20 protein-coding genes and 1 pseudogene are annotated in these 17,713 nt (G+C 68.5%); all 21 read right to left on the bottom strand.

The features are described from left to right. The coding region (locus VGT00_09465; GenBank protein ID HEV8531633.1) for a branched-chain amino acid ABC transporter permease at positions 1 to 408 on the bottom strand (408 nt) is incomplete at its 3' end. Between the two features lie 79 nt (positions 409 to 487). Beyond that, positions 488 to 1,657 (bottom strand): ABC transporter substrate-binding protein, encoded by a 1,170-nt coding sequence (locus VGT00_09470; GenBank protein HEV8531634.1) that lies wholly within the window; start codon positions 1,655 to 1,657, stop codon positions 488 to 490. A gap of 287 nt (positions 1,658 to 1,944) precedes the next feature. Continuing rightward, positions 1,945 to 2,874 carry a dihydrodipicolinate synthase family protein gene (locus tag VGT00_09475; GenBank protein ID HEV8531635.1) on the bottom strand — a complete coding sequence of 310 codons (930 nt, stop codon included), beginning with the start codon at positions 2,872 to 2,874 and terminating at the stop codon, positions 1,945 to 1,947. A 13-nt stretch (positions 2,875 to 2,887) separates the two neighbouring features. Continuing rightward, the gene (locus VGT00_09480) at positions 2,888 to 3,559 is read right to left on the bottom strand and encodes an isochorismatase family cysteine hydrolase (GenBank protein ID HEV8531636.1); all 672 of its coding nucleotides are present in this window, start codon (positions 3,557 to 3,559) and stop codon (positions 2,888 to 2,890) included. A gap of 270 nt (positions 3,560 to 3,829) precedes the next feature. Continuing rightward, positions 3,830 to 4,222: a YraN family protein gene (locus VGT00_09485; GenBank protein ID HEV8531637.1), complete on the bottom strand. Its 393-nt coding sequence runs from the start codon at positions 4,220 to 4,222 to the stop codon at positions 3,830 to 3,832. Between the two features lie 3 nt (positions 4,223 to 4,225). Next, positions 4,226 to 4,849, bottom strand: a pseudogene (locus tag VGT00_09490) (ribonuclease HII). 45 nt (positions 4,850 to 4,894) lie between these two features. Next, positions 4,895 to 5,269, bottom strand: coding sequence for a 50S ribosomal protein L19 (gene rplS, locus VGT00_09495; protein HEV8531638.1), 375 nt, complete (start codon positions 5,267 to 5,269; stop codon positions 4,895 to 4,897). 13 nt (positions 5,270 to 5,282) lie between these two features. Further along, positions 5,283 to 6,074, bottom strand: coding sequence for a tRNA (guanosine(37)-N1)-methyltransferase TrmD (trmD, locus tag VGT00_09500; protein HEV8531639.1), 792 nt, complete (start codon positions 6,072 to 6,074; stop codon positions 5,283 to 5,285). Then, on the bottom strand, positions 6,071 to 6,595 hold the full coding sequence (gene rimM, locus VGT00_09505; protein HEV8531640.1) for a ribosome maturation factor RimM: 525 nt from the start codon (positions 6,593 to 6,595) through the stop codon (positions 6,071 to 6,073). Before rimM ends, trmD begins: the two co-directional genes overlap by 4 nt. A gap of 7 nt (positions 6,596 to 6,602) precedes the next feature. After that, the gene (rpsP, locus tag VGT00_09510) at positions 6,603 to 6,866 is read right to left on the bottom strand and encodes a 30S ribosomal protein S16 (GenBank protein HEV8531641.1); all 264 of its coding nucleotides are present in this window, start codon (positions 6,864 to 6,866) and stop codon (positions 6,603 to 6,605) included. Positions 6,867 to 6,885: 19 nt separating this feature from the next. Then, positions 6,886 to 8,229 (bottom strand): signal recognition particle protein, encoded by a 1,344-nt coding sequence (gene ffh / locus VGT00_09515; protein HEV8531642.1) that lies wholly within the window; start codon positions 8,227 to 8,229, stop codon positions 6,886 to 6,888. Between the two features lie 67 nt (positions 8,230 to 8,296). Beyond that, the gene (gene rpe, locus VGT00_09520; protein ID HEV8531643.1) at positions 8,297 to 8,950 is read right to left on the bottom strand and encodes a ribulose-phosphate 3-epimerase; all 654 of its coding nucleotides are present in this window, start codon (positions 8,948 to 8,950) and stop codon (positions 8,297 to 8,299) included. Between the two features lie 61 nt (positions 8,951 to 9,011). Next, on the bottom strand, positions 9,012 to 10,364 hold the full coding sequence (gene rsmB, locus VGT00_09525) for a 16S rRNA (cytosine(967)-C(5))-methyltransferase RsmB (GenBank protein HEV8531644.1): 1,353 nt from the start codon (positions 10,362 to 10,364) through the stop codon (positions 9,012 to 9,014). Next, complete coding sequence (gene fmt / locus VGT00_09530; GenBank protein ID HEV8531645.1) at positions 10,361 to 11,293, bottom strand: methionyl-tRNA formyltransferase; 933 nt, start codon at positions 11,291 to 11,293, stop codon at positions 10,361 to 10,363. The genes rsmB and fmt overlap by 4 nt, the downstream gene beginning before the upstream one ends. Before the next feature lie 247 nt (positions 11,294 to 11,540). Next, a complete protein-coding gene (def, locus tag VGT00_09535; protein HEV8531646.1) occupies positions 11,541 to 12,062 on the bottom strand; it encodes a peptide deformylase in 522 nt (173 codons plus the stop codon). A 28-nt stretch (positions 12,063 to 12,090) separates the two neighbouring features. Continuing rightward, the gene (locus VGT00_09540; GenBank protein ID HEV8531647.1) at positions 12,091 to 13,863 is read right to left on the bottom strand and encodes a hypothetical protein; all 1,773 of its coding nucleotides are present in this window, start codon (positions 13,861 to 13,863) and stop codon (positions 12,091 to 12,093) included. A 327-nt stretch (positions 13,864 to 14,190) separates the two neighbouring features. Continuing rightward, positions 14,191 to 14,898, bottom strand: coding sequence for a uracil-DNA glycosylase (locus tag VGT00_09545; GenBank protein ID HEV8531648.1), 708 nt, complete (start codon positions 14,896 to 14,898; stop codon positions 14,191 to 14,193). Between the two features lie 5 nt (positions 14,899 to 14,903). After that, complete coding sequence (gene coaBC, locus VGT00_09550) at positions 14,904 to 16,139, bottom strand: bifunctional phosphopantothenoylcysteine decarboxylase/phosphopantothenate--cysteine ligase CoaBC (protein ID HEV8531649.1); 1,236 nt, start codon at positions 16,137 to 16,139, stop codon at positions 14,904 to 14,906. A gap of 8 nt (positions 16,140 to 16,147) precedes the next feature. Further along, the gene (rpoZ, locus tag VGT00_09555; GenBank protein HEV8531650.1) at positions 16,148 to 16,360 is read right to left on the bottom strand and encodes a DNA-directed RNA polymerase subunit omega; all 213 of its coding nucleotides are present in this window, start codon (positions 16,358 to 16,360) and stop codon (positions 16,148 to 16,150) included. Further along, complete coding sequence (gmk, locus tag VGT00_09560) at positions 16,360 to 16,971, bottom strand: guanylate kinase (protein HEV8531651.1); 612 nt, start codon at positions 16,969 to 16,971, stop codon at positions 16,360 to 16,362. Before gmk ends, rpoZ begins: the two co-directional genes overlap by 1 nt. Positions 16,972 to 17,127: 156 nt before the next feature. Beyond that, positions 17,128 to 17,713, bottom strand: a 586-nt coding sequence (locus VGT00_09565; protein ID HEV8531652.1) for a DUF1732 domain-containing protein, incomplete at its 5' end; no start/stop codon positions are given.

Genomic DNA, 17,713 nt, shown 5'->3' on the forward strand with positions numbered 1-17,713 from the left:
CCCGAGGAGCGTGTAGGGCTCGCTGACGAACAACGGCTTGGTTCCCCAGATGAGCTTCATCAGATCGTCCAGGATCAGGAAGATCGAAAACGTGAGCAGGAGCTGGATCGCCTCCGCCCGGCCGTACACTCGCTGCAGGAAGACGCGCTCGATGAGGGGGCCCGCGATCAGGCCGACGATCACGGGTGCGAGCAGGAGCATCAGATAGGTGAGGTATGGATTCGCGCCCGTGCCCAGGAGCCACAAGGCCAGGGAGGTGGCCGTGAACGCCCCGAAGGCATAGAGGCCGCCGTGGGCCACGTTCAGGATGCGGAGCACTCCGAAGACAAGGGTCAGGCCGACAGAGATCAGGAAAAGGACGGCGGCAAAGACGGTCCCGTCCATGACGATCGTGGTGAAGAGGCGCATGGTGACGGCCCGCGGTCGAACGGGATGAGGGAAGGGGCGAACTCACCCCTTCCCTCGCGCCCCGTGTCCCGCAGGAGGGCTATTTCGTGAGCGTGCCGATCCAGTCGGGACTCTTGACGCCGACCGGCGGCATGATCTCCTCAGCCCGGAACGTGACCAAGCGGTCCATCGTGGCGAAGCCGTACTTCGGATTGAACTTGGTCATCCCCACGATTCCCCCGTGCACCGCCTGGTGATCGGCCCGCATGGTGATGGGACCATACGGCGTCTGCCAGGTCAGCCCTTCCAGCGCCTTGATGACATCTTCGGTCTTCGGCCACCGGCCGCCGCCCTGGTCAATAGCCTTCTCGTAGGCGGCTTTGAGCCCCGCCATTGCCTGATAGGTGCGGTGATAGGCGTACTCGGGATAACGTCCGTAGCGCGCTTTGATGCCCTCCACGAAGTCCTTCTGGAGAGGGTTCTTCTCGGGGTCCGGATACAGGAAATAGCCTGCCGTCGCTCTGGGAGCCACGATCACGCCGTCGGGCATCTCCTTCTTGAGGTCCTGGAGCGACTGCTCGGCCACGCTCAAGGCCACGAGGCTATCCTTGAACAACCCCCGTGGCCCTCCCTGTTTCACGAACGTGAGCAGCCCGGCCGCCCAGAAGGTGCTGTGTACCACGTCGGGCTTGGCCACCAGGAGCTTCGAGATCTCCGCCGAATACTCCCCGGCCTGGATCTTCGTCCAGAGCTCAGCCACGACCTTGACGTCCGGCTTGAGCTTGAGCATCGCTCCCTTGAAGTCATCCCAGGAATCCCGGCCCCAGGCATAGTCCTCGTTGGCGCCCGCGATCGTCTTCACGTCTGGCTTCACGGAGAGGACATACCGGGCCAGCATGACGCTGTCCGCCGCCTGATGATTCGATGTTCTGAAGACGTACTTCAACGGTCGCTCCTCGGTCAACCGGCGCGTCCCGCAGATATGGACGACCGTGAGGACTTTGAGCTCCTCGGCCACCGGGGCCACGGCGAGGCAGGTGGCGCTCGAGGTCACGCCCACCACCGAGTCCACCTTCTCGTCGAGGGCGAGACGCCGAAACTCGGTGACCTGCTTGTCAGGCCCACCCGCCTCGTCCACGATCACGAGCTTCACCTTCACGCCCCGGATTCCGCCCTCCTTGTTCCACTTGTCAACCATCCACTCCGCGGTGTTCTTTCCGGACGCGCCGAACAGCACCGCCGGGCCGGACAAGAAATCGACGAATCCCACCTTGAGCTCGGCGGGTGCCCCGGCGGGAGGGGCCGCGCCAGCCAGAGCAAAAGCCGTCAAGGTCGCGACCGCCAAAGCGAACAAGCCAACTCCCCAGCGGACCCTCGACTTGAATATCCTCTGCATGTCACCCTCCCTTTTCAGAAGTGACGGGACTTTTCCCGTAGGCTCTGGATGGCACCATCGACGCGCCGAGCGCGCGCACCGGCGAAAGCTGACCTTATCTACACGAAAAGTCACGGCAACGCAAGGCTTTATACCCCAGGCGCCGAGGGCGGCGCAAGGGCTCAGCCAGTGAGTCCGGCGGCCCGAAGGGCGAGGCGAATCCGGTGCCGCTCGTCCTCCGACACCGGCGTCAGGGGCGGCCGCACATGCGCGGCGGGAATGCGTCCGAGAAGCGCGAGCGCCTCCTTCATCCGGTTATGCATGTCAACGAAGGGCGGCGCATAGAAGATCCCGACCAGCGGGGCCAGGTGCTCGTTGATGCGGTGGGCCTCGGCAAGATTGCCCGCTTGCACCGCGGCGAAGAGCTCGGCCTGGAGATCCGCGACCACGCTCCCCATGCCCGAGATGCAGCCATCGGCGCCCAGGCAGAAGCTGGCCATGAGCGACACGGTGAAGGAGGACAGCATGGCCACCGGGCGCCCCGAGGCGCGCAGCGCGCGCAGATTCTTCTCGTAGGACACGATGTCGTTGGACCAGTCCTTGACCCCGGCCACCGTGGGGATCTTGCAGAGCTCGCCCAGGGTCTCGGCCGAGTAGCCCATGCCCGAGGCCAGCGGGTACTCGAAGACGATCAGGGGCAGGTCCACGCCGTCCGCCAGCATGGAGAAATGCCGGAGGACCATCTCCGGCTTCACCTGCGCGCCCCACATGAAGATGGTCGGCGGGAACACGAGGAGCCCCGAGGCGCCCGCGGCCCTGGCATCGCGCGCGAGCTCGATGGCCTCCTGGGTGCCGTCGCAGTAGACACCCGCGATCACGGGCACCTTGCCGCCGACTTCTTCGAGGGCCAGGGCCAGGGCACGCTTGCGCTCCTCGCGCGAGAGCGAGGACACCTCGGCGGCATGCCCATTGGCCACGATCCCCGTCACGCCCTTCGTATCGGCGAGCCAGCGCAGGTGCTTCTTGTAGGCCGCCACGTCGATCTGGAGATCGGCGGTGAAGGGGAGCAGGTTCGCCGGGAGGCAACCCGAGAAGCGGAATCCGTTGTTCATAGCCAGAAACGTATCACAGGTCGGCCTTTGAGGGCGACCAGCGGCCGATCTCCTCGGCGAGCTGCTTGGTGCTGACCACGCGGGCGTAGGCGCGGCGGATGATGTCGAGCGTGGCACGCTGGATCTCGGGCCAGAGGGTGGCCGTGGCGTCCTCGACCACGGTCATGCGGTACTCGCGGTTCATGCCGCCGATCACGGTGGCGAGGACGCAAATGTCGGTCAGGGTGCCCGTGATCACGAGATGGGTGATGCTGCGGGCGCGGAGGGCCGAGTCGAGCACGGTGCCGTTGAAGCCGTCGTAGTAGTGCTTGGTCACCACGAGCTCGCCTGGCTCTGGCGCGAGCTCGGGGACGACGTGGACATTGGCCTCGCCCAAGAGGCAGGACGAAGACGGCATGCCGAAGCCTCGGGGAGTGCCTGGGGCCGCGCGCCGGTGCTCGGGGTGAAGAAGGCCGACGAGAATGGGCACCTGCTCGGAATAGGTGAACTCGGTGTAGACGACGGGCAGGTGCTTGCTGCGGAAGAGACCGAGGAGCGCGCGAATCTGAGGAACGATCTCCCGGGCCGCCGGCACTTCCATGGCCTCACCCGGATCGAGAAACGCGCGCTGCATGTCCACGACGACGAGCGCGCTGCGCCCGGGCTCGAGCTTCAGCGTCGCTTCAAATAGCTCCGAGCGGTCCATGGGCCGCTAGACTTCGGAGGATCGACTCAGCACTCGGCTCGCCTGCGGCTGCGCCTCGAACGATTGACTCAGCACTCGGCTCGCCTGCGGCGGCGCCTCGAACGATTGACTCAGCACTCGGCTCGCCGGCGGCGGCGCCTCGAACGATCGACTCCGCACTCGGCTCGCCTGCGGCTGCGCCTCGAACGATTGACTCAGCACTCGGCTCGCCTGCGGCTGCGCCTCGAACGATTGACTCAGCACTCGGCTCGCCTGCGGCTGCGCCTCGAACTACCACGCCGCCACAGAGAACGCGTTCGGGATGTGCCGGATCGCCTTGACCCCGCCCTCGTCGTTGACGACCACGGCGACCACGTCGAAGCGGCAGGGCTGCTCGCGCAGGCGCTTGAGCTTGAGATAGCTCTGGGCGAGCTTTCCCAGCTTGTTCTGCTTGCGCGTGTGGACGCCGGCCTGCGGCGGCACCGGGGGCACCGCCTCCGCGATCTCCTTGCGCGTTTTGACCTCGACGAAGACGAGGGTCTTGCCCTCTTTCGCCACGAGATCAATCTCGCCGACGCGCGTGCGGACGTTCTTGTCGAGGATGGCGTACCCGCACCGCGAGAGAAAACGGGCCGCCTCCTCTTCACCCTTGATGCCGGTTGTCCTTCTTGTGTCAGTCGCCATGGTTTACTCCTCGTCCGCTGTGATCGAGAACATCTCCGGGAAAAGATCCGGCTGGCTCACGCCAGCGAAAGAAAGGCGGTGGAGCGGACAGGGCCCGTGCGTCATGAGCGCGGCCCTATGGGTGAGGGTCGCGTAGCCCTTGTGCTGGCCGAAGCCATACTGGGGGTACTCGCGATCCGCCTCTTCCATGATCCCGTCCCTTGCCACCTTGGCAATGATCGAGGCGGCGGCCACCGTGGCCGACCGCTGGTCTCCTGCGACCAGGTTCCGCTGCGGACACGGCAACCCGTCGAGGAACACGAAATCCGTCAGCACCAGCTCGGGCTCGCGCCCGAGCGCGTTCAGGGCCAGGCGCATGGCCCGGCGCGTGGCCTCCAGAATGTTCACGCGATCGATCGTCTGGCTATCCATGATCCCGACCCCGATGGCCACCGCACGGGCGCGGATCACGACGTCGAGCGCCTTTCGCTCGTCCGGAGTGAGCCGCTTCGAATCATCCACCCCCCTGATCCGCGTCCCCGCCTCGAGAATGACCGCCGCCGCCACCACCGGCCCCGCCAGGGGGCCGCGCCCCGCTTCGTCCACTCCGGCCACGCGGACGAAGCCGCGCCGCCACGCCGCCAGCTCGAAGCGATACGGGGCGCCCGTGGCCCGATCCCCCGCTGCCTTGCTCTACTCCGGCTCGCCGGCGGCCGGCACCTGGGCCACGCGCTTCTCCTTGAGGCGCGCCGCCTTGCCGGCCAGGTCTCTCAGGTAGTAGAGCTTCGAGCGCCGCACCGTCGCGCGCTTGGTCACCTGGATCTTGTCGATGCGCGGCGAGTGGAGGGGAAAGGTCCGCTCTACGCCCACGCCGTAGGAGATGCGCCGCACGGTGAACGAGGCGCTGGCCCCACCCCCGCGTTTGCGGATCACCACGCCCTCGAAGGCCTGCAGGCGCTCCTTCTCACCCTCGACAACCTTGACGGAGACGCGCACGGTGTCGCCCGGGGCGAAGCCGCCCCGATCTTTCTTGAGCTGTCCCGCGTCCACGATGTTAATGGCTTGCATGACTCGTCACTCCTCACTGAATTGGTGGTCCGACGCCTGGCTCATGAGTCGCCCGTCCGTGGGCGAGATAGTCGTCCGGCGTCCGGCCCTGTCGAAAACCGTCCACCCACTTCTGCTCCTCTGGCGAGAGATCCGCCGTCTCCAGCAGCTCCCGCCGCCGCTGCCAGGTGCGCCACACGGTCATGAGGCGCTTCCATCGGTCGATCAGCGCGTGATCGCCCGAGCGGAGCACCTCCGGCACCGCCCAGCCCCGGAACACTTCGGGGCGCGTGTAGTGCGGATGCTCGAGCAGCGCCCGGGAGAACGAATCCCGGGCGGGCGCCCTCGCGTCGCCGAGGACACCGGGCTGCAGCCGCGTCACTGCCTCCGTCACGACCAGCGCGGCCGCTTCCCCACCCGACAGCACGTAGTCGCCGATCGACAGCTCTTCATCGATGAGATGCTCGCGCACCCGCTCGTCCACACCCTCGTAGCGTCCGCACAGCAGGACCAGGTGCGGCCGGCTCGCATACTCGCGCGCCACCTCCTGGGTAAAGCGCCGTCCCGCCGGGTCCAGAAGGACGACCCTGGTCTCCGCCCCCCGCAGCGCCTCGATACACGCGGCCAGCGGCTCGGGTTTCAGGATCATCCCGCCGCCGCCGCCGAAGGGCGTGTCGTCCGTCACGCGGTGCTTGCCCGGGGCCCAGTCGCGCAGGTTGTGGACGCGGAGGTCCACGAGCCCGCGCTCGCGCGCCCGTCCGACGATGGAGTCGGCAAGCGCCGGCTCGACCATGCCGGGGAATAGCGTGACGATGTCCAGTCTCACAGCTCGAGCAGCCCCTCCGGCGGATCGATCACGATCCGCCGCTCGGCCCGGTTCACCTCGACGACGATCTCGGCCACGGCCGGCACCAGGTGCTCTCGCCCGTTCTCGGCGATGACCCAGAGCGGCTGCGCCTCGCTGCCTTCGACCCTGACGAACTCCCCGACGCGCCGGCCATCGGGTGTCTCCACCGCCGCCCCCGCCATCTCCCAGGGGTAGAAAGACCCTTCGGGAGCGGGCAGCACGTCCTCTTGCGCCACCGCGAGGAGCCGTCCCGTGAGCCGCTGCGCGGCTTCGGGCGATGTCACGCCCTCCATCCGGATCAGCACCGTCTCACCCTCGAAGCGGCACGAGGCGACACAGCAGGGCTCGCGCCGATCGGCCCGCGGGTCCCACAGCACGCACTCGTGCAGAGCGCCGAAGCGCTCCTCGGGGCGGTCGGTCAGCGGCCGCACCCGGACCTCGCCGCCGAGCCCCCAGGGCCGGAGCACCTGTCCGACGGCGACGAGAGCCTCCGCGGTCATGCCCGTCCTATACCTTGGCCGCTGCGGCCGCGGCCTTGTTGGCCAGCGCCAGCAGGTTCTTCACGGTATTCGACGGCTGCGCGCCCTTCTTGATCCACTCCGCCGCCTTGTCGGTCTCGATTTTGAGCGTGGGCGGCTTGGTGATCGGGTTGTAGTGCCCGATCACCTCGATGAAGCGCCCGTCGCGCGCGGCCCGCGAATCGGCCACCACCACGCGGTAGGCCGGCTTCTTGGTCGTCCCTGTCCTTCTCAACCTGATATGTACGGCCACTGTTCACCTCTCTCTGGAGTTATCGAGGCAAGAACGGCAGGGCCCCCTTCAGCTTGCCCATGCGCCCTTCCATCTGCTTCAAGCCCTTCATCATCTGCTTGAGCTGCGCATACTGCTTCAACAGCCGGTTGACGTCGGAGACCTGCGTTCCGCTACCCTTGGCGATGCGGGTGCGCCGGCTGCCGTTGATGACCTGCGGCTTCACGCGCTCCTCGGGCGTCATCGAGCCGATGATGGCCTCGTACTTCTTCAGATCCTGCTCCTCGCCCTTGAGCTCCTTGGGCATGCCCTTGGCGCCCTTGAACATCGGCACCATGTCCAGCAGCTGGCTGAGCGGCCCCATCGAGCGGAGCTGCTTGAGCTGCGCGGCGAAGTCTTCGAGCGAGAAGCTCTCGTCGCGGATCTTCCGCTCGAGTTCGGCCGCCTGCGTCGCGTCGACATGGGCCTGGGCTTTCTCGACGAGTGACAGCACATCGCCCATGCCCAGGATGCGCTGGGCGAGGCGATCGGGATGAAAGGGCTCGAGCGCGTCGGTCTTCTCGCCCACGCCCACGAAGGCAATGGGCCGGCCCGTCACCTCTCGGACCGAGAGGGCCGCGCCGCCGCGGGCATCGCCGTCCATCTTGGTCAGAATCACCGCATCGATGCCGACGGCGGCATTGAACTTGTCGGCGACGGTGATGGCGTCCTGCCCCGTCATGGCGTCCACGACGAGGAGCACGTGATGAGGCCCGGTCTCCTTCCGGATGGCGCGGAGCTCGTCGAGCATCTCCTCGTCGATGTGAAGCCGCCCGGCCGTGTCGAGGATGAGGGGCGAGAGGCCACGCTGGGCCGCCTCGTCTCGCGCCGCCCGGCAGATGTCCACGGGCTTCCGTGTCTCTTCCCCCAGCACGGGGATGCCGAGCTCCTTGCCGAGACGCCGCAGCTGCTCCATGGCGGCGGGACGGTAGACGTCGGCTGAGGCCAGGATGGGATGCTGTCCCTGCTTCTGGAAGTGACGCGCGAGCTTCGCGGCGGAAGTGGTCTTGCCCGAGCCCTGCAGACCCACCAGCATGATGACGGTCGGCGGGTGAGCGGCCATCGTGAGCCGATGTCCCGAGCCGCCCAGCAGCTCGATCAGCTCGTCGCGGACGATCTTGACGACTTGCTGGCCCGGGGTCAGCGATGTGAGCACATCCTGACCAATGGCCTTGACCCGGACACGCTCGACGAAGCCCTTCACGACTTTGAAATTGACGTCCGCTTCGAGAAGCGCCACGCGCACCTCGCGCAGCGCCTCCTGGATATTCTCCTCCGTCAGCCGGCCATATCCGCGGAGCCGGTCGAAGATGCCGGTGAGGCGCGTGGTAAGGCTGTCGAGCATGGCTTAACCCCTGGAGAAGCCTTCAAGAAACACTAAAGACTACTGATGGAGGGGGAAAAAGTCAAGCCTACTTCAATACTTCCGACGCACTCCGCAAATCCTTCACAGCCTGGGCCGGATCCTGGGCGCCGAATATGGCCGATCCGGCCACCAGCGTGGTCGCCCCGGCCTTGGCCAGCGGCCCCGCCTTCTCCCGGTTGACCCCGCCGTCCACCGAGATCTCGATGGGTCGCCCGCCGATCAGATTCTTTACCTGGCGCACCTTTGCAAGGGAGGAGGGGATGAAGGACTGGCCGCCGAAACCCGGATTGACTGACATGATCAGGATGAGGTCGAGGTTGTCCAGCACCCACTCGATGGCCTGGGGCCCGGTTGCCGGGTTGAGAGCCACCCCGGCCTTGGCCCCGGCTTCCCTGATCTGGTGGAGGACCCGGTCCAGGTGGGGGCAGGCCTCGACGTGCACGGTCAGCAGGTCCGCGCCCGCCCGAACGTAGGTCTCGATATAGCGCTCGGGCTCGACGATCATCAGGTGGACGTCCAGGGGCAGGCGCGTGCGCTTGCGAATGGACTCGATCACGGGCGGCCCGATGGTCAGGTTGGGGACGAAGCAGCCGTCCATCACGTCCACGTGAAGCTGGTCGGCCCCGCCGGCCTCCACGCGCGCCACCGCCTCGCCCAGCGCGGCGAAATCGGCGGAGAGAATGCTCGGCGCGATCTTCATCGTAAAACGACCTTACTCCATCGACCGCGACCCCGCAAACTCGCGCACGCGCTGGCCCTCGTCAAGGGGCTCTCCGGAGTCTGATCGCGGTGAAGCCGTCGGTGCCGTGCACGTGGGGAAAGAGGCGGACGTATCCCGCGGCGTCGGGCGCCACGGGAAAGCTCTCGGGTGGATCCACCTGCCATTGTCCGGGGCGCTCGAGCAACGTGGCGACCACGGCCTCGTTCTCGTCGGGCTCGAGCGAGCAGGTGGCGTAGACGAGATGCCCGCCCCGCTTGACCATGGAGGCGGCGGCTTCGAGGATGGTTCGCTGCTTGGCCTGGAGCCGCCGCAGGTCTTCCTCGGTGCGGCGCCATTTGACTTCCGGATTGCGACGAAGCACGCCCAGGTTCGAGCAGGGCGCGTCCACCAGCACGCGATCGCACTTGCCCTTCCAGTGTCCGGCCAGCGCCGCCGCGCCGCCCACCCGCGGCTCGATGATGCTGATGCCGAGGCGCGCGGCGCCCTTCGACACCAGCTTGAGCCGCGCCGCCTGCGGATCCATGGCGATGATGCGGCCACGGTTGCGCATGAGCTCGGCCAGGTGGGTGGCCTTGGTTCCCGGCGCGGCGCAGGCATCGGCCACGAGCTCGCCGGGCTGCGGGTCCAGAAGTCGCGAGACGAGCATGGACGCTTCGTCCTGGATCGTGCACCAGCCGCCCGCGAAGGCGGCCCAGCGGCTCACGGCCCCGCGCTCGACGAGGAGCCCTTCGGGCGCGAGCGCGGTCGGGCGCGTGTAGGCGAGCTCCTCGTCGCGGAGCCGGCCGGCCAGGGCGTCGCGCGTGATGCGAAGCAGATTCACGCGCATCGTGGTGGGCGGCCGGTCGTTCGAGGCGAGCATGAGCGCCTCGGCCTCGGGCTGGCCGTAGCGCGCGATCCAGCGCGCGGCGATCCAGTCGGGAAACGAGGAGCGCACGGCCGCCGCCTCGACGGGCAGAGCGGGCAGGGGCGGCGGCCCCGCCGCGCGGGTGAGCGAGCGCAAGACGGCGTTGACGAACTCGGGCGGACCCGGCTTGCGCGCCTTGAGCTTGGCCAGGCTCACGGCCTCGTCCACGGCCGCCCAGCGCGGGACACGGTCGAGGAAGAAGATCTGATAGGCGGTGAGACGCAGCACCGTCCGCACCCACGGATCGAGCTTGTCGAGTGGGCGATTGAGATGCGGGGTCAGGCGCCAATCGAGGTGACGGCGCCACCGGAGCGTGCCATAAACCAGCTCGGTGCAGAGCCCGGCCTCCCGGGAGTCGAGGCGCGCATGCTCGAGGGCGTGCTCGAGGACGATGTCGGCGAACGCGCGGTCTTCCTCCACACGTACGAGGATGCGAAGGGCCTCGTAGCGCGCCTGGGAGACCGGTCCCGCGCGCAGCACCGGGCTCATGCGCCGAGCTCCGTGACCACGGCGCCGGGGCCGAGCCGCGCCCCGCGGAGGAATTCCTCCCAGCCCATGGACTTTCGGCTTTCGGGCTGAACCTCCACGGGCAGCAGGAGGCCGCTTCCCGTCGCGATGCACGTGGCCCCGGGTCCGGTCGCCACGAGCGTGCCGGGCGCGGCCTTGCTCGGGTGCGGCACGGCGCCGGCGCGCCAGATGATGAGACGCCCCGCCGGCGTCATCAGGGAGGCGCCGGGCCAGGGATTGCAGCCGCGCACGCGGTTGACGAGCTCGCGCGCGGGCTCACCCGGGCGCAGCCAGCCGTCTTCCTTCTTGAGACGTGGGGCCAGGGTCGCCTGGGCGTGATCCTGCGGCTTCGGCACCAGTGAATCCAGCTCGTCGAGCGTGCGGATCATCACCCGCGCGCCCATCGTGCTGAGCCGGGCCGAGAGCTCGCCCGCCGTCTCGTCGAGACCTATGGGCGTGGATTCGGAGAGGAGCAGCGCGCCCGTATCCATTCCCGGGTCCATCTGGAAGGTCGTGATGCCCGTCTCCGTCTCGCCGTGAATGATAGCCCAGGCGATGGGCGCGGCCCCGCGATAGCGAGGCAGGAGCGAGGCGTGGACATTGATCGATCCGCGGCGCGGAACATCGAGCACGGCCTTGGGCAAGATCTGCCCGAAGGCCACGACCACCGCGATGTCGGCCTCGAGCGCGGCCAGCCGCTCGGGCCAGCCGGGATCGCGGAGCCGCGGCGGCTGGATCACCCGCACCCCCGCGCGCTCCGCGCGCTCCTTGACGGGCGGCGGCGACAGGCGCTGGCCGCGTCCGGCCGGCTTGTCGGGCTGGGTGATAGCGGCAATCACGGTGTGACGCTCGAGCAGGGCCTCGAGCGTGGGCAGCGCGAACTCCGGCGTGCCGTAGAAGAGAACGCGCATGGTCTTTTTCAGGAACTCGCGCCTAACTCAGCCCTCGGCTCGCGCCGCTGGCGCTCGCCTCGAACCGCCACGCTCTCGTGCCTGCGGGATCTTCTCAGCACTCGCCTCATGACGCTCGGGTCTTCGACCCTCGGCCGTCCTTCGGCTCGAACGACGGGCAGCGTCTCGGCTCGCATCTTGGATTGGGAACTCGCCTCGCCGCTCTCGTGCCTGCGGCAACTCGGCAGCGTCTCGGCTCGCACTACAGTTACAGCGCGAATGCTCGAGAGGATCGCTCCTTGGGGAAGCCGTGCTTCTGGATCTTCTTCTTGATACGGTCGCGCGCCACGGGCGAGAGGTGATCGATAAAGAGTACGCCGTCCAGATGATCCATCTCGTGCAGGACGACCCGCGCGAGGAGACCCTGGGCCTCGAAGTCTATGGGGTTGCCGTCCTCGTCCGTGGCCTGGACCGTCACCCACTTGCTGCGCTCGACCTCGCCGAAGATTCCGGGCAGCGACAGACATCCCTCCTCGTCGACCACCGATCCCCCTCGGCCCGTGATGATGGGATTGATGAGCGCGCGCGCGCCGCCCTTGCCGTCGTCCATGACGAGCAGGCGGTAGGGGATGCCCACCTGGGGGGCGGCGAGGCCGATGCCGATCTGGTTGTACATGGTCTCGACCATGTCACCGATCAGCCGGCGGAGCTCGGGCGTGACCTCCCGGACATGCGCGGCTTTGCGCCTGAGCATGGGGTCACCGTAGAGCTTCACGTCGAGTAGCGCCACGGGATCTCGAAATCCTTTCTATTCAGCGCTAGGTAGTTACAGGGTCCATCTCTATTTCTACCACACCGCCGGAGCGCCGGCCCCGCTCCAGAAAAGGCCGCAGGACGGGACCGACGAGCCGGGGCAGCTCAACGGGGCCCTTGATGACGAAGCGCCAGCGCGCGGCCGTCGCCGCGCCGGGCGCCCCCAGCGCCGCGGGTGGATAGATGACGAGTCCCGTGATGCCCGCGAGAGCGACCGCGGCCTCATCGAGGAGAGCCAGCGCCGCCGCGGCCGTCTTGCCACGGGCGGAGACATGACAGAGGCGCTTGTACGGGGGATAGCCGAGCTCGGCGCGGAAGCCGAGCTCCCGACCATAGAAAGCCTCGCGGGCGCGGTCCCTGACCGCGGTCAGCGCGTAGTGATCGGGATGGAGCGTCTGGGCGATCACGCGTCCGGAGTCGCCCACGGCTTCGGCCGCGGCCCAGAGGAGCTGGAAGACGCCCTCGCTCGCGCGAAAGTCCGGGACGCGAAGGAAGCCGTCCAGCCACACGAAGCCGACCGCACCCCACCGGCCCGGGCCGCCGCCGCGCAGCAGCGCCGGCGTGCCTATCACGACCTGGGCGCCGGGATCGGAGCGGGAGACGGTGAGGCGCGGAAACCGCCGGCGCACCGAGGCCTCGACCCGCTCGGTGTCCCAGCCGAAGGGCCCGAGTCGCCGTCCGCCGCAGGCCGGGCACCGGTCCGGGAGCGGCTCGACACGGGCGCAGAGGCGGCAGACGAGGGCGCGGCGGTCCCGGCGAACCTGGAGGGCCACCGCGCAGTCGGGACAGCGCAAGAGCGCCCCACAGTCATTGCAGCCCAGGACTCCGGTGGCACGGCCCACCACGAGAGCGACGCCGCGGCCGCGCCGCGACATGTCCTCGATGGCGCGGGTGAGGGGCAGCGTGAGCGGATGGTTGCGCAGAATGCCGCGGGTGTCCGCCGTGATGATCTCCGGCCAGGGGCTCTCGGCATCGGGAAGGCGCGTGAAAGCGCCGTGGTCGGCTCGGGCCCAGCTCTCGACCGATGGCGCTCCCGAGAGGAAGACGAGGCGGCTGCCGTCGAGGGCCGCGCGTCGCACCAGGATGTCGCGCGAATGCAGTCGCGGCGGCCCAGGCGGTTTGTGAGCGGGGTCGTGCTCCTCGAGGAGGACAAGCGTGGCCGGGGGGGGCAGGGGCGCGAGGAGGGCGCCACGGGTGCCCACGACCACGCGCGCGCGACCCCGCGCGGCCGCGAACCAGGCTTCTCGCCGCTCGGCTTCGCCGGTCCCGCTGTCGAGCCGTGCCGCGTCCAGTCGCCGCGCCCAGCGAGCGGCGCTCGCGGTGTCTGGCGCGATGACGAGCGCGGCCTCGGACTCGGAGGCCAGCATGGCCCCAAGCCGCTCGCCACGGTCCGCGGACGTCCACAGCTCCGGCGGTCGAGGCGAGACCGGCTGAGCTGGCTCGGGAGCGGGAGCAACCGGCTCGGCGCGCCGGGCGCGCGAGGGCGGCGGCAGGAGAGCCAGGAGCGTCGAGCCCCATGACGAGAGACTTTCGGCCGCGACCCAGCGCCCGAGGGCGAGGCCAGCCGCGGAGACGATGGGCGCCGTGTCCACCACCTGCTGGATGGGGCGCAGTCTTGCCTCGTCTCCCTGACGGAGCGCCACCACCACGCCCACGCGGGTGGCGCGCCCCCCGAGCGGCGCCCTCACCCGCTGCCCGGGCTTCAGTTCAAGCGAATCGGGTACGAGATAGGAGAATGAATGGTCGAGCGGCAGATCGAAGACAACCTCCGCGATCATCCCCTAGGGGGCCTCCAACGAGTATTGCCTAGAACTCATGCGTGACCCCAGAGTGCCGGGCCAAATGACGAGCCACATCAATTCAGCCCTCGCCTCGGGGCTCGCCCCTTAGCTCGAACCGCCACGCCCGAGGGAGGCAGCAGCCCGAGGCGTACGTGGCCCTTCGAGCTGAGAGGCGCAGCCACGAGGCGAGGGCTGAGTTGGACGTACGTTGAGGGCTGCTGCCGACCGAGAACGTGGCCCTTCGAGCTGAGCAGCGACGCTGCGAGGCGAGGGCTGAGTAAAACCGGCGAAGTCAGTTGGTCCGGCACTAGGCTCCCTCTCCCCTCAGGGGAGAGGGTCGGGCTGAGGGGTGGTCAAGCGCTCCCACTCGCGCCGGGCAAGCTTGAGGTCGTCCCAGGCCATGCGCTTGTACTGGTCTCCCGGATTGCGCAGGAGGAAGGCGGGATGGAAGGTCGGTACGAGCACGCTGTCTCGATACGAGTAGACGCGCCCGCGGAGCTTGGTGATGCCGTCCTTGGTGCCCAGCATGGTCTGGGCGGCGAAGTTGCCCATGGCCAGGATGACCGCCGGCTGAATGGCATCGAGCTGGGCGAGCAGGAATGGGTTGCACGCTGCCACCTCGTCGGGCTCCGGATTGCGGTTCCGCTCGGGGCGGCACTTGACGACGTTGCAGATATAGCAATCGCGCTCGCGGTCGAACTTCACCGAGGCCAGCATCTTGGTCAGGAGCTGCCCCGCGCGACCGACGAAGGGCTTGCCCTGCCTGTCCTCTTCCTCGCCGGGCCCCTCGCCGATGACGACGAAGCGGGCCCGCGGATTCCCCGAGCCAAAGACAATGGTCGAGCGGCTCTTGGAGAGCTTGCAGCGCGGGCAGCCCTGAAGCGCGCGCTCCTGCGCGGCCAGCTCGGCTCCCGGATCTCGTGAGGATGTCAACGGACACGCGATCTCCGTGAGCCCCAGATCGCGGTGATGCCTGAGGGTGTCGGCAGCGGCGGCCAGGGCCTGGCCCAGAGCCTCCCGCGGATCCTGCATCGTGGTCAGTGGGAGGGTTGGGCGCGCCGCGTCTTCGGCGTCGAGCGGAGCGCGAGGACGCGGTCGAGGATGGCGTGCGCCACTTCGAGCTTGCTCATGCGCGGCAGCTCGAGGGCGCCGCCCCAGCGATCGAGCAGCAGCACCTGGTTGTCTTCGGCGTCGAAGCCGATGCCTTGCTGGCTGACGTCGTTGACGACGAGGAGATCGACGCCCTTGGCCCGGAGCTTCTCGGCGGCGTTCGCGCGCACGTCATTGGTCTCGGCGGCGAAGCCGACCAGGAAGGCGCCCCCCTTGCGCTGGGCCAGCTCCTTGAGAATGTCCGGGTTGGCCACGAGATCGAGGGTGAGCCCTTCGTCCTTGCCCCCCGACTTGATCTTGGTCGCGCTCGGTCGCTCCACCCGATAGTCGGCGACAGCCGCGGCCTTGATGACCACGCTGGCGGAAGCCAGGTGCTGCAACGCGGCCTCTCGCATCTCCTCCGCCGTCTGCACGGGGACATAGACCGCGCCGGGAGGCGGCTGGAGCGTGGTGGGGCCGGAGATCAGCACCACCTCGGCCCCGCGCCGGAGCGCGGCGGCCGCCACGGCGTGGCCCATCTTGCCCGAGGACCGGTTCGAGAGATAGCGGACGGGGTCAATGGGCTCGCGGGTCGGCCCGGAGGTGACGAGCATGCGCTCCCCGGCCAGATCGCGCCGCGGAGTCAGTGCGCGCTCGACGGCCTCGACGAGCGTGGGCACCTCGGGCAGCCGACCCCGGCCGGACAGCCCCGAGGCGAGCGCGCCGGCCTCGGGCTCCAGCACGGTGACGCCGCGCTCGCGCAGCGTCACCACATTGGCCTGTACGGCCGCGTGGTCCCACATGCCGCCGTCCATGGCCGGAGCCATCAGCACGGGGCATCGGGTGGCCAGAAGCAGCGTCGTCAAAAAGTCATCGGCGATGCCGTGGGCGGCCTTGGCCAGGAGATTGGCCGTGGCCGGCGCCACCACGAAGACATCGGCCCGCTCGGCGAGAGCGACGTGCTCGACGGCCTCCTCGCTCTGCGGGTCGAAGAGGCTCGAGAGCACGGGCCGGCCCGAGAGCGTGCGGAAGGTCAGGGCGCCGACGAAATGCTCGGCATTGGCCGACATCACTACCGTGACCTCGGCCCCGCGGGAGGTCAGCTCTCGCAGGAGCAGCACGGCCTTGTAGGCCGCGATGCTCCCCGTGACGCCCAGAACAATCTGTTTGCCCGTGAGTGTCATGGCTGGCGCTATGTCTTGGACGGATCCTCTTCGCGCACGCGGTAGCCAACCTTGGCCTGCGCGATCTCTTCCAGCGCCGTGCTCGTGGGCTTCTTCCGCTTCGTGTCCACCTGGGCCGCGGCGCCGCGATTGAGCTGGCGGGCGCGCTTGGCGGCGAGCACCACCAGGAGATAGCGGTTCGAGACCTTGTCGAGAGACTGCTCCAAGGACGGGAATGACATCACTCTGGCACCTCCACGTCTGGGAACTTCAGGGTGAGGCGGCTCGTGCGCCAGCGCTCCGCCTGGATCACGGTGGCGAGCTGGTCCACGGCCTCCTTGACGTCCCGGTTGATGATGAGGTAGTCGTACTGGCGCCACGCGGAAATTTCCTCGCGGGCCCGGTTCAGCCGTCGCACGATCTCGACGGCCGCGTCGCTCTTCCGCTCCCGCAGGCGCGCCTCCAGCTCCCTCATGGACGGCGCCATGATGAAGACGGAAACGGCCTCGGGATATCGCTGGCGCAGCTGCCGCGCGCCATGAGTGTCGATGTCCAGGATCACGTCGAGCCCGCGGTTGAGCGCCCCCTCCAGGGCCTTGGCCGGCGTGCCGTAGCGATGGCCATGCACTTCCGCCCACTCCGCGAACTCGTCCTTGTCGCGCATGGTCTGGAACTCGGCGTCCGTCACGAAGTGGAAGTCCTTGCCGTCGACCTCGCCCGGCCGGGGCGCCCTCGTCGTGTACGAGACCGAGTAGAAGAGATCGGGCACGAGCTGGCGCACCTCGTGGCAGAGCGTGGTCTTGCCCGCCCCCGAGGGAGCGGAGACGACGATCAATGCGCCCCGCCGCTTGATCAGTTCCAACTCAGCCCTCGCCTCACCGCTGATTTACTCAGCCTTCGCCTCACGGCTTCGCCCTTCGGCTCGAACTGCGCCTGCGGGATTCACTCAGCTCTCGCCTCGGGCCTCCGGCCCTCAGCTCGAACTGCGGGCCCCGTTTCGGCTCGAAAGTCATTCGATATTTTGCACCTGCTCGCGAAGCTTCTCGAGCGTGGACTTGGCGGCGATGGCCGCCTGGGACAGCTCGAGGTCGTCGGCCTTGGAGCCCAGCGTGTTGACCTCGCGATTCATCTCCTGGATCAGAAAGTCGAGGGTGCGGCCGACCGGCCCGCCCTCGTCGAGCAGTCGCGCGAACTCGCCCATGTGCGAACGAAGCCGCGCCAGCTCCTCGGTGACGTCGCTCTTCTCGGCCCACATGGCGACCTCGGTGGCCAGGCGCCCCTCATCGAGCGGTGTGCCGGCCAGGAGCATCTGAACCCGCTCGCGAAGCCGCTGCTGCTTGCGCTCGAGGGCGAGGGGACCGCGCGCGGCGACCACGCCGACGTGCTCGCCCATCGCGGCGAGGAGGGCGCGGAGCTCCTTGTCGAGCGCGGCACCTTCCGCCTCGCGCCGGGCGCAAAGCTCCGCGAGAGCCTTGTCCAGCCCGTCGTGAAGCAGCGGCCAGCCCTCCTCTGTCCCGAGCGGCGCCGGCTCCTCGCGCGAGATGATGCCGGGCTGTTCCAGGAGCCACTGGAGATCTAGCTCGCCACCGAGCCTC

It is taken from the genome of Candidatus Methylomirabilota bacterium, from assembly GCA_036002485.1.
Lineage (GTDB): Bacteria > Methylomirabilota > Methylomirabilia > Rokubacteriales > CSP1-6 > AR37.

Coding starts and splice junctions, on each gene's coding strand:
- VGT00_09475 (HEV8531635.1), bottom strand. CDS start 2,874: ATGAACAACGGATTCCGCTTCTCGGGTTGCCTCCCGGCGAACCTGCTC.
- VGT00_09480 (HEV8531636.1), bottom strand. CDS start 3,559: ATGGACCGCTCGGAGCTATTTGAAGCGACGCTGAAGCTCGAGCCCGGG.
- VGT00_09485 (HEV8531637.1), bottom strand. CDS start 4,222: ATGGCGACTGACACAAGAAGGACAACCGGCATCAAGGGTGAAGAGGAG.
- rplS (HEV8531638.1), bottom strand. CDS start 5,269: ATGCAAGCCATTAACATCGTGGACGCGGGACAGCTCAAGAAAGATCGG.
- rimM (HEV8531640.1), bottom strand. CDS start 6,595: ATGACCGCGGAGGCTCTCGTCGCCGTCGGACAGGTGCTCCGGCCCTGG.
- ffh (HEV8531642.1), bottom strand. CDS start 8,229: ATGCTCGACAGCCTTACCACGCGCCTCACCGGCATCTTCGACCGGCTC.
- rpe (HEV8531643.1), bottom strand. CDS start 8,950: ATGAAGATCGCGCCGAGCATTCTCTCCGCCGATTTCGCCGCGCTGGGC.
- rsmB (HEV8531644.1), bottom strand. CDS start 10,364: ATGAGCCCGGTGCTGCGCGCGGGACCGGTCTCCCAGGCGCGCTACGAG.
- fmt (HEV8531645.1), bottom strand. CDS start 11,293: ATGCGCGTTCTCTTCTACGGCACGCCGGAGTTCGCGCTGCCCACGCTC.
- VGT00_09540 (HEV8531647.1), bottom strand. CDS start 13,863: ATGATCGCGGAGGTTGTCTTCGATCTGCCGCTCGACCATTCATTCTCC.
- VGT00_09545 (HEV8531648.1), bottom strand. CDS start 14,898: ATGCAGGATCCGCGGGAGGCTCTGGGCCAGGCCCTGGCCGCCGCTGCC.
- coaBC (HEV8531649.1), bottom strand. CDS start 16,139: ATGACACTCACGGGCAAACAGATTGTTCTGGGCGTCACGGGGAGCATC.
- rpoZ (HEV8531650.1), bottom strand. CDS start 16,360: ATGTCATTCCCGTCCTTGGAGCAGTCTCTCGACAAGGTCTCGAACCGC.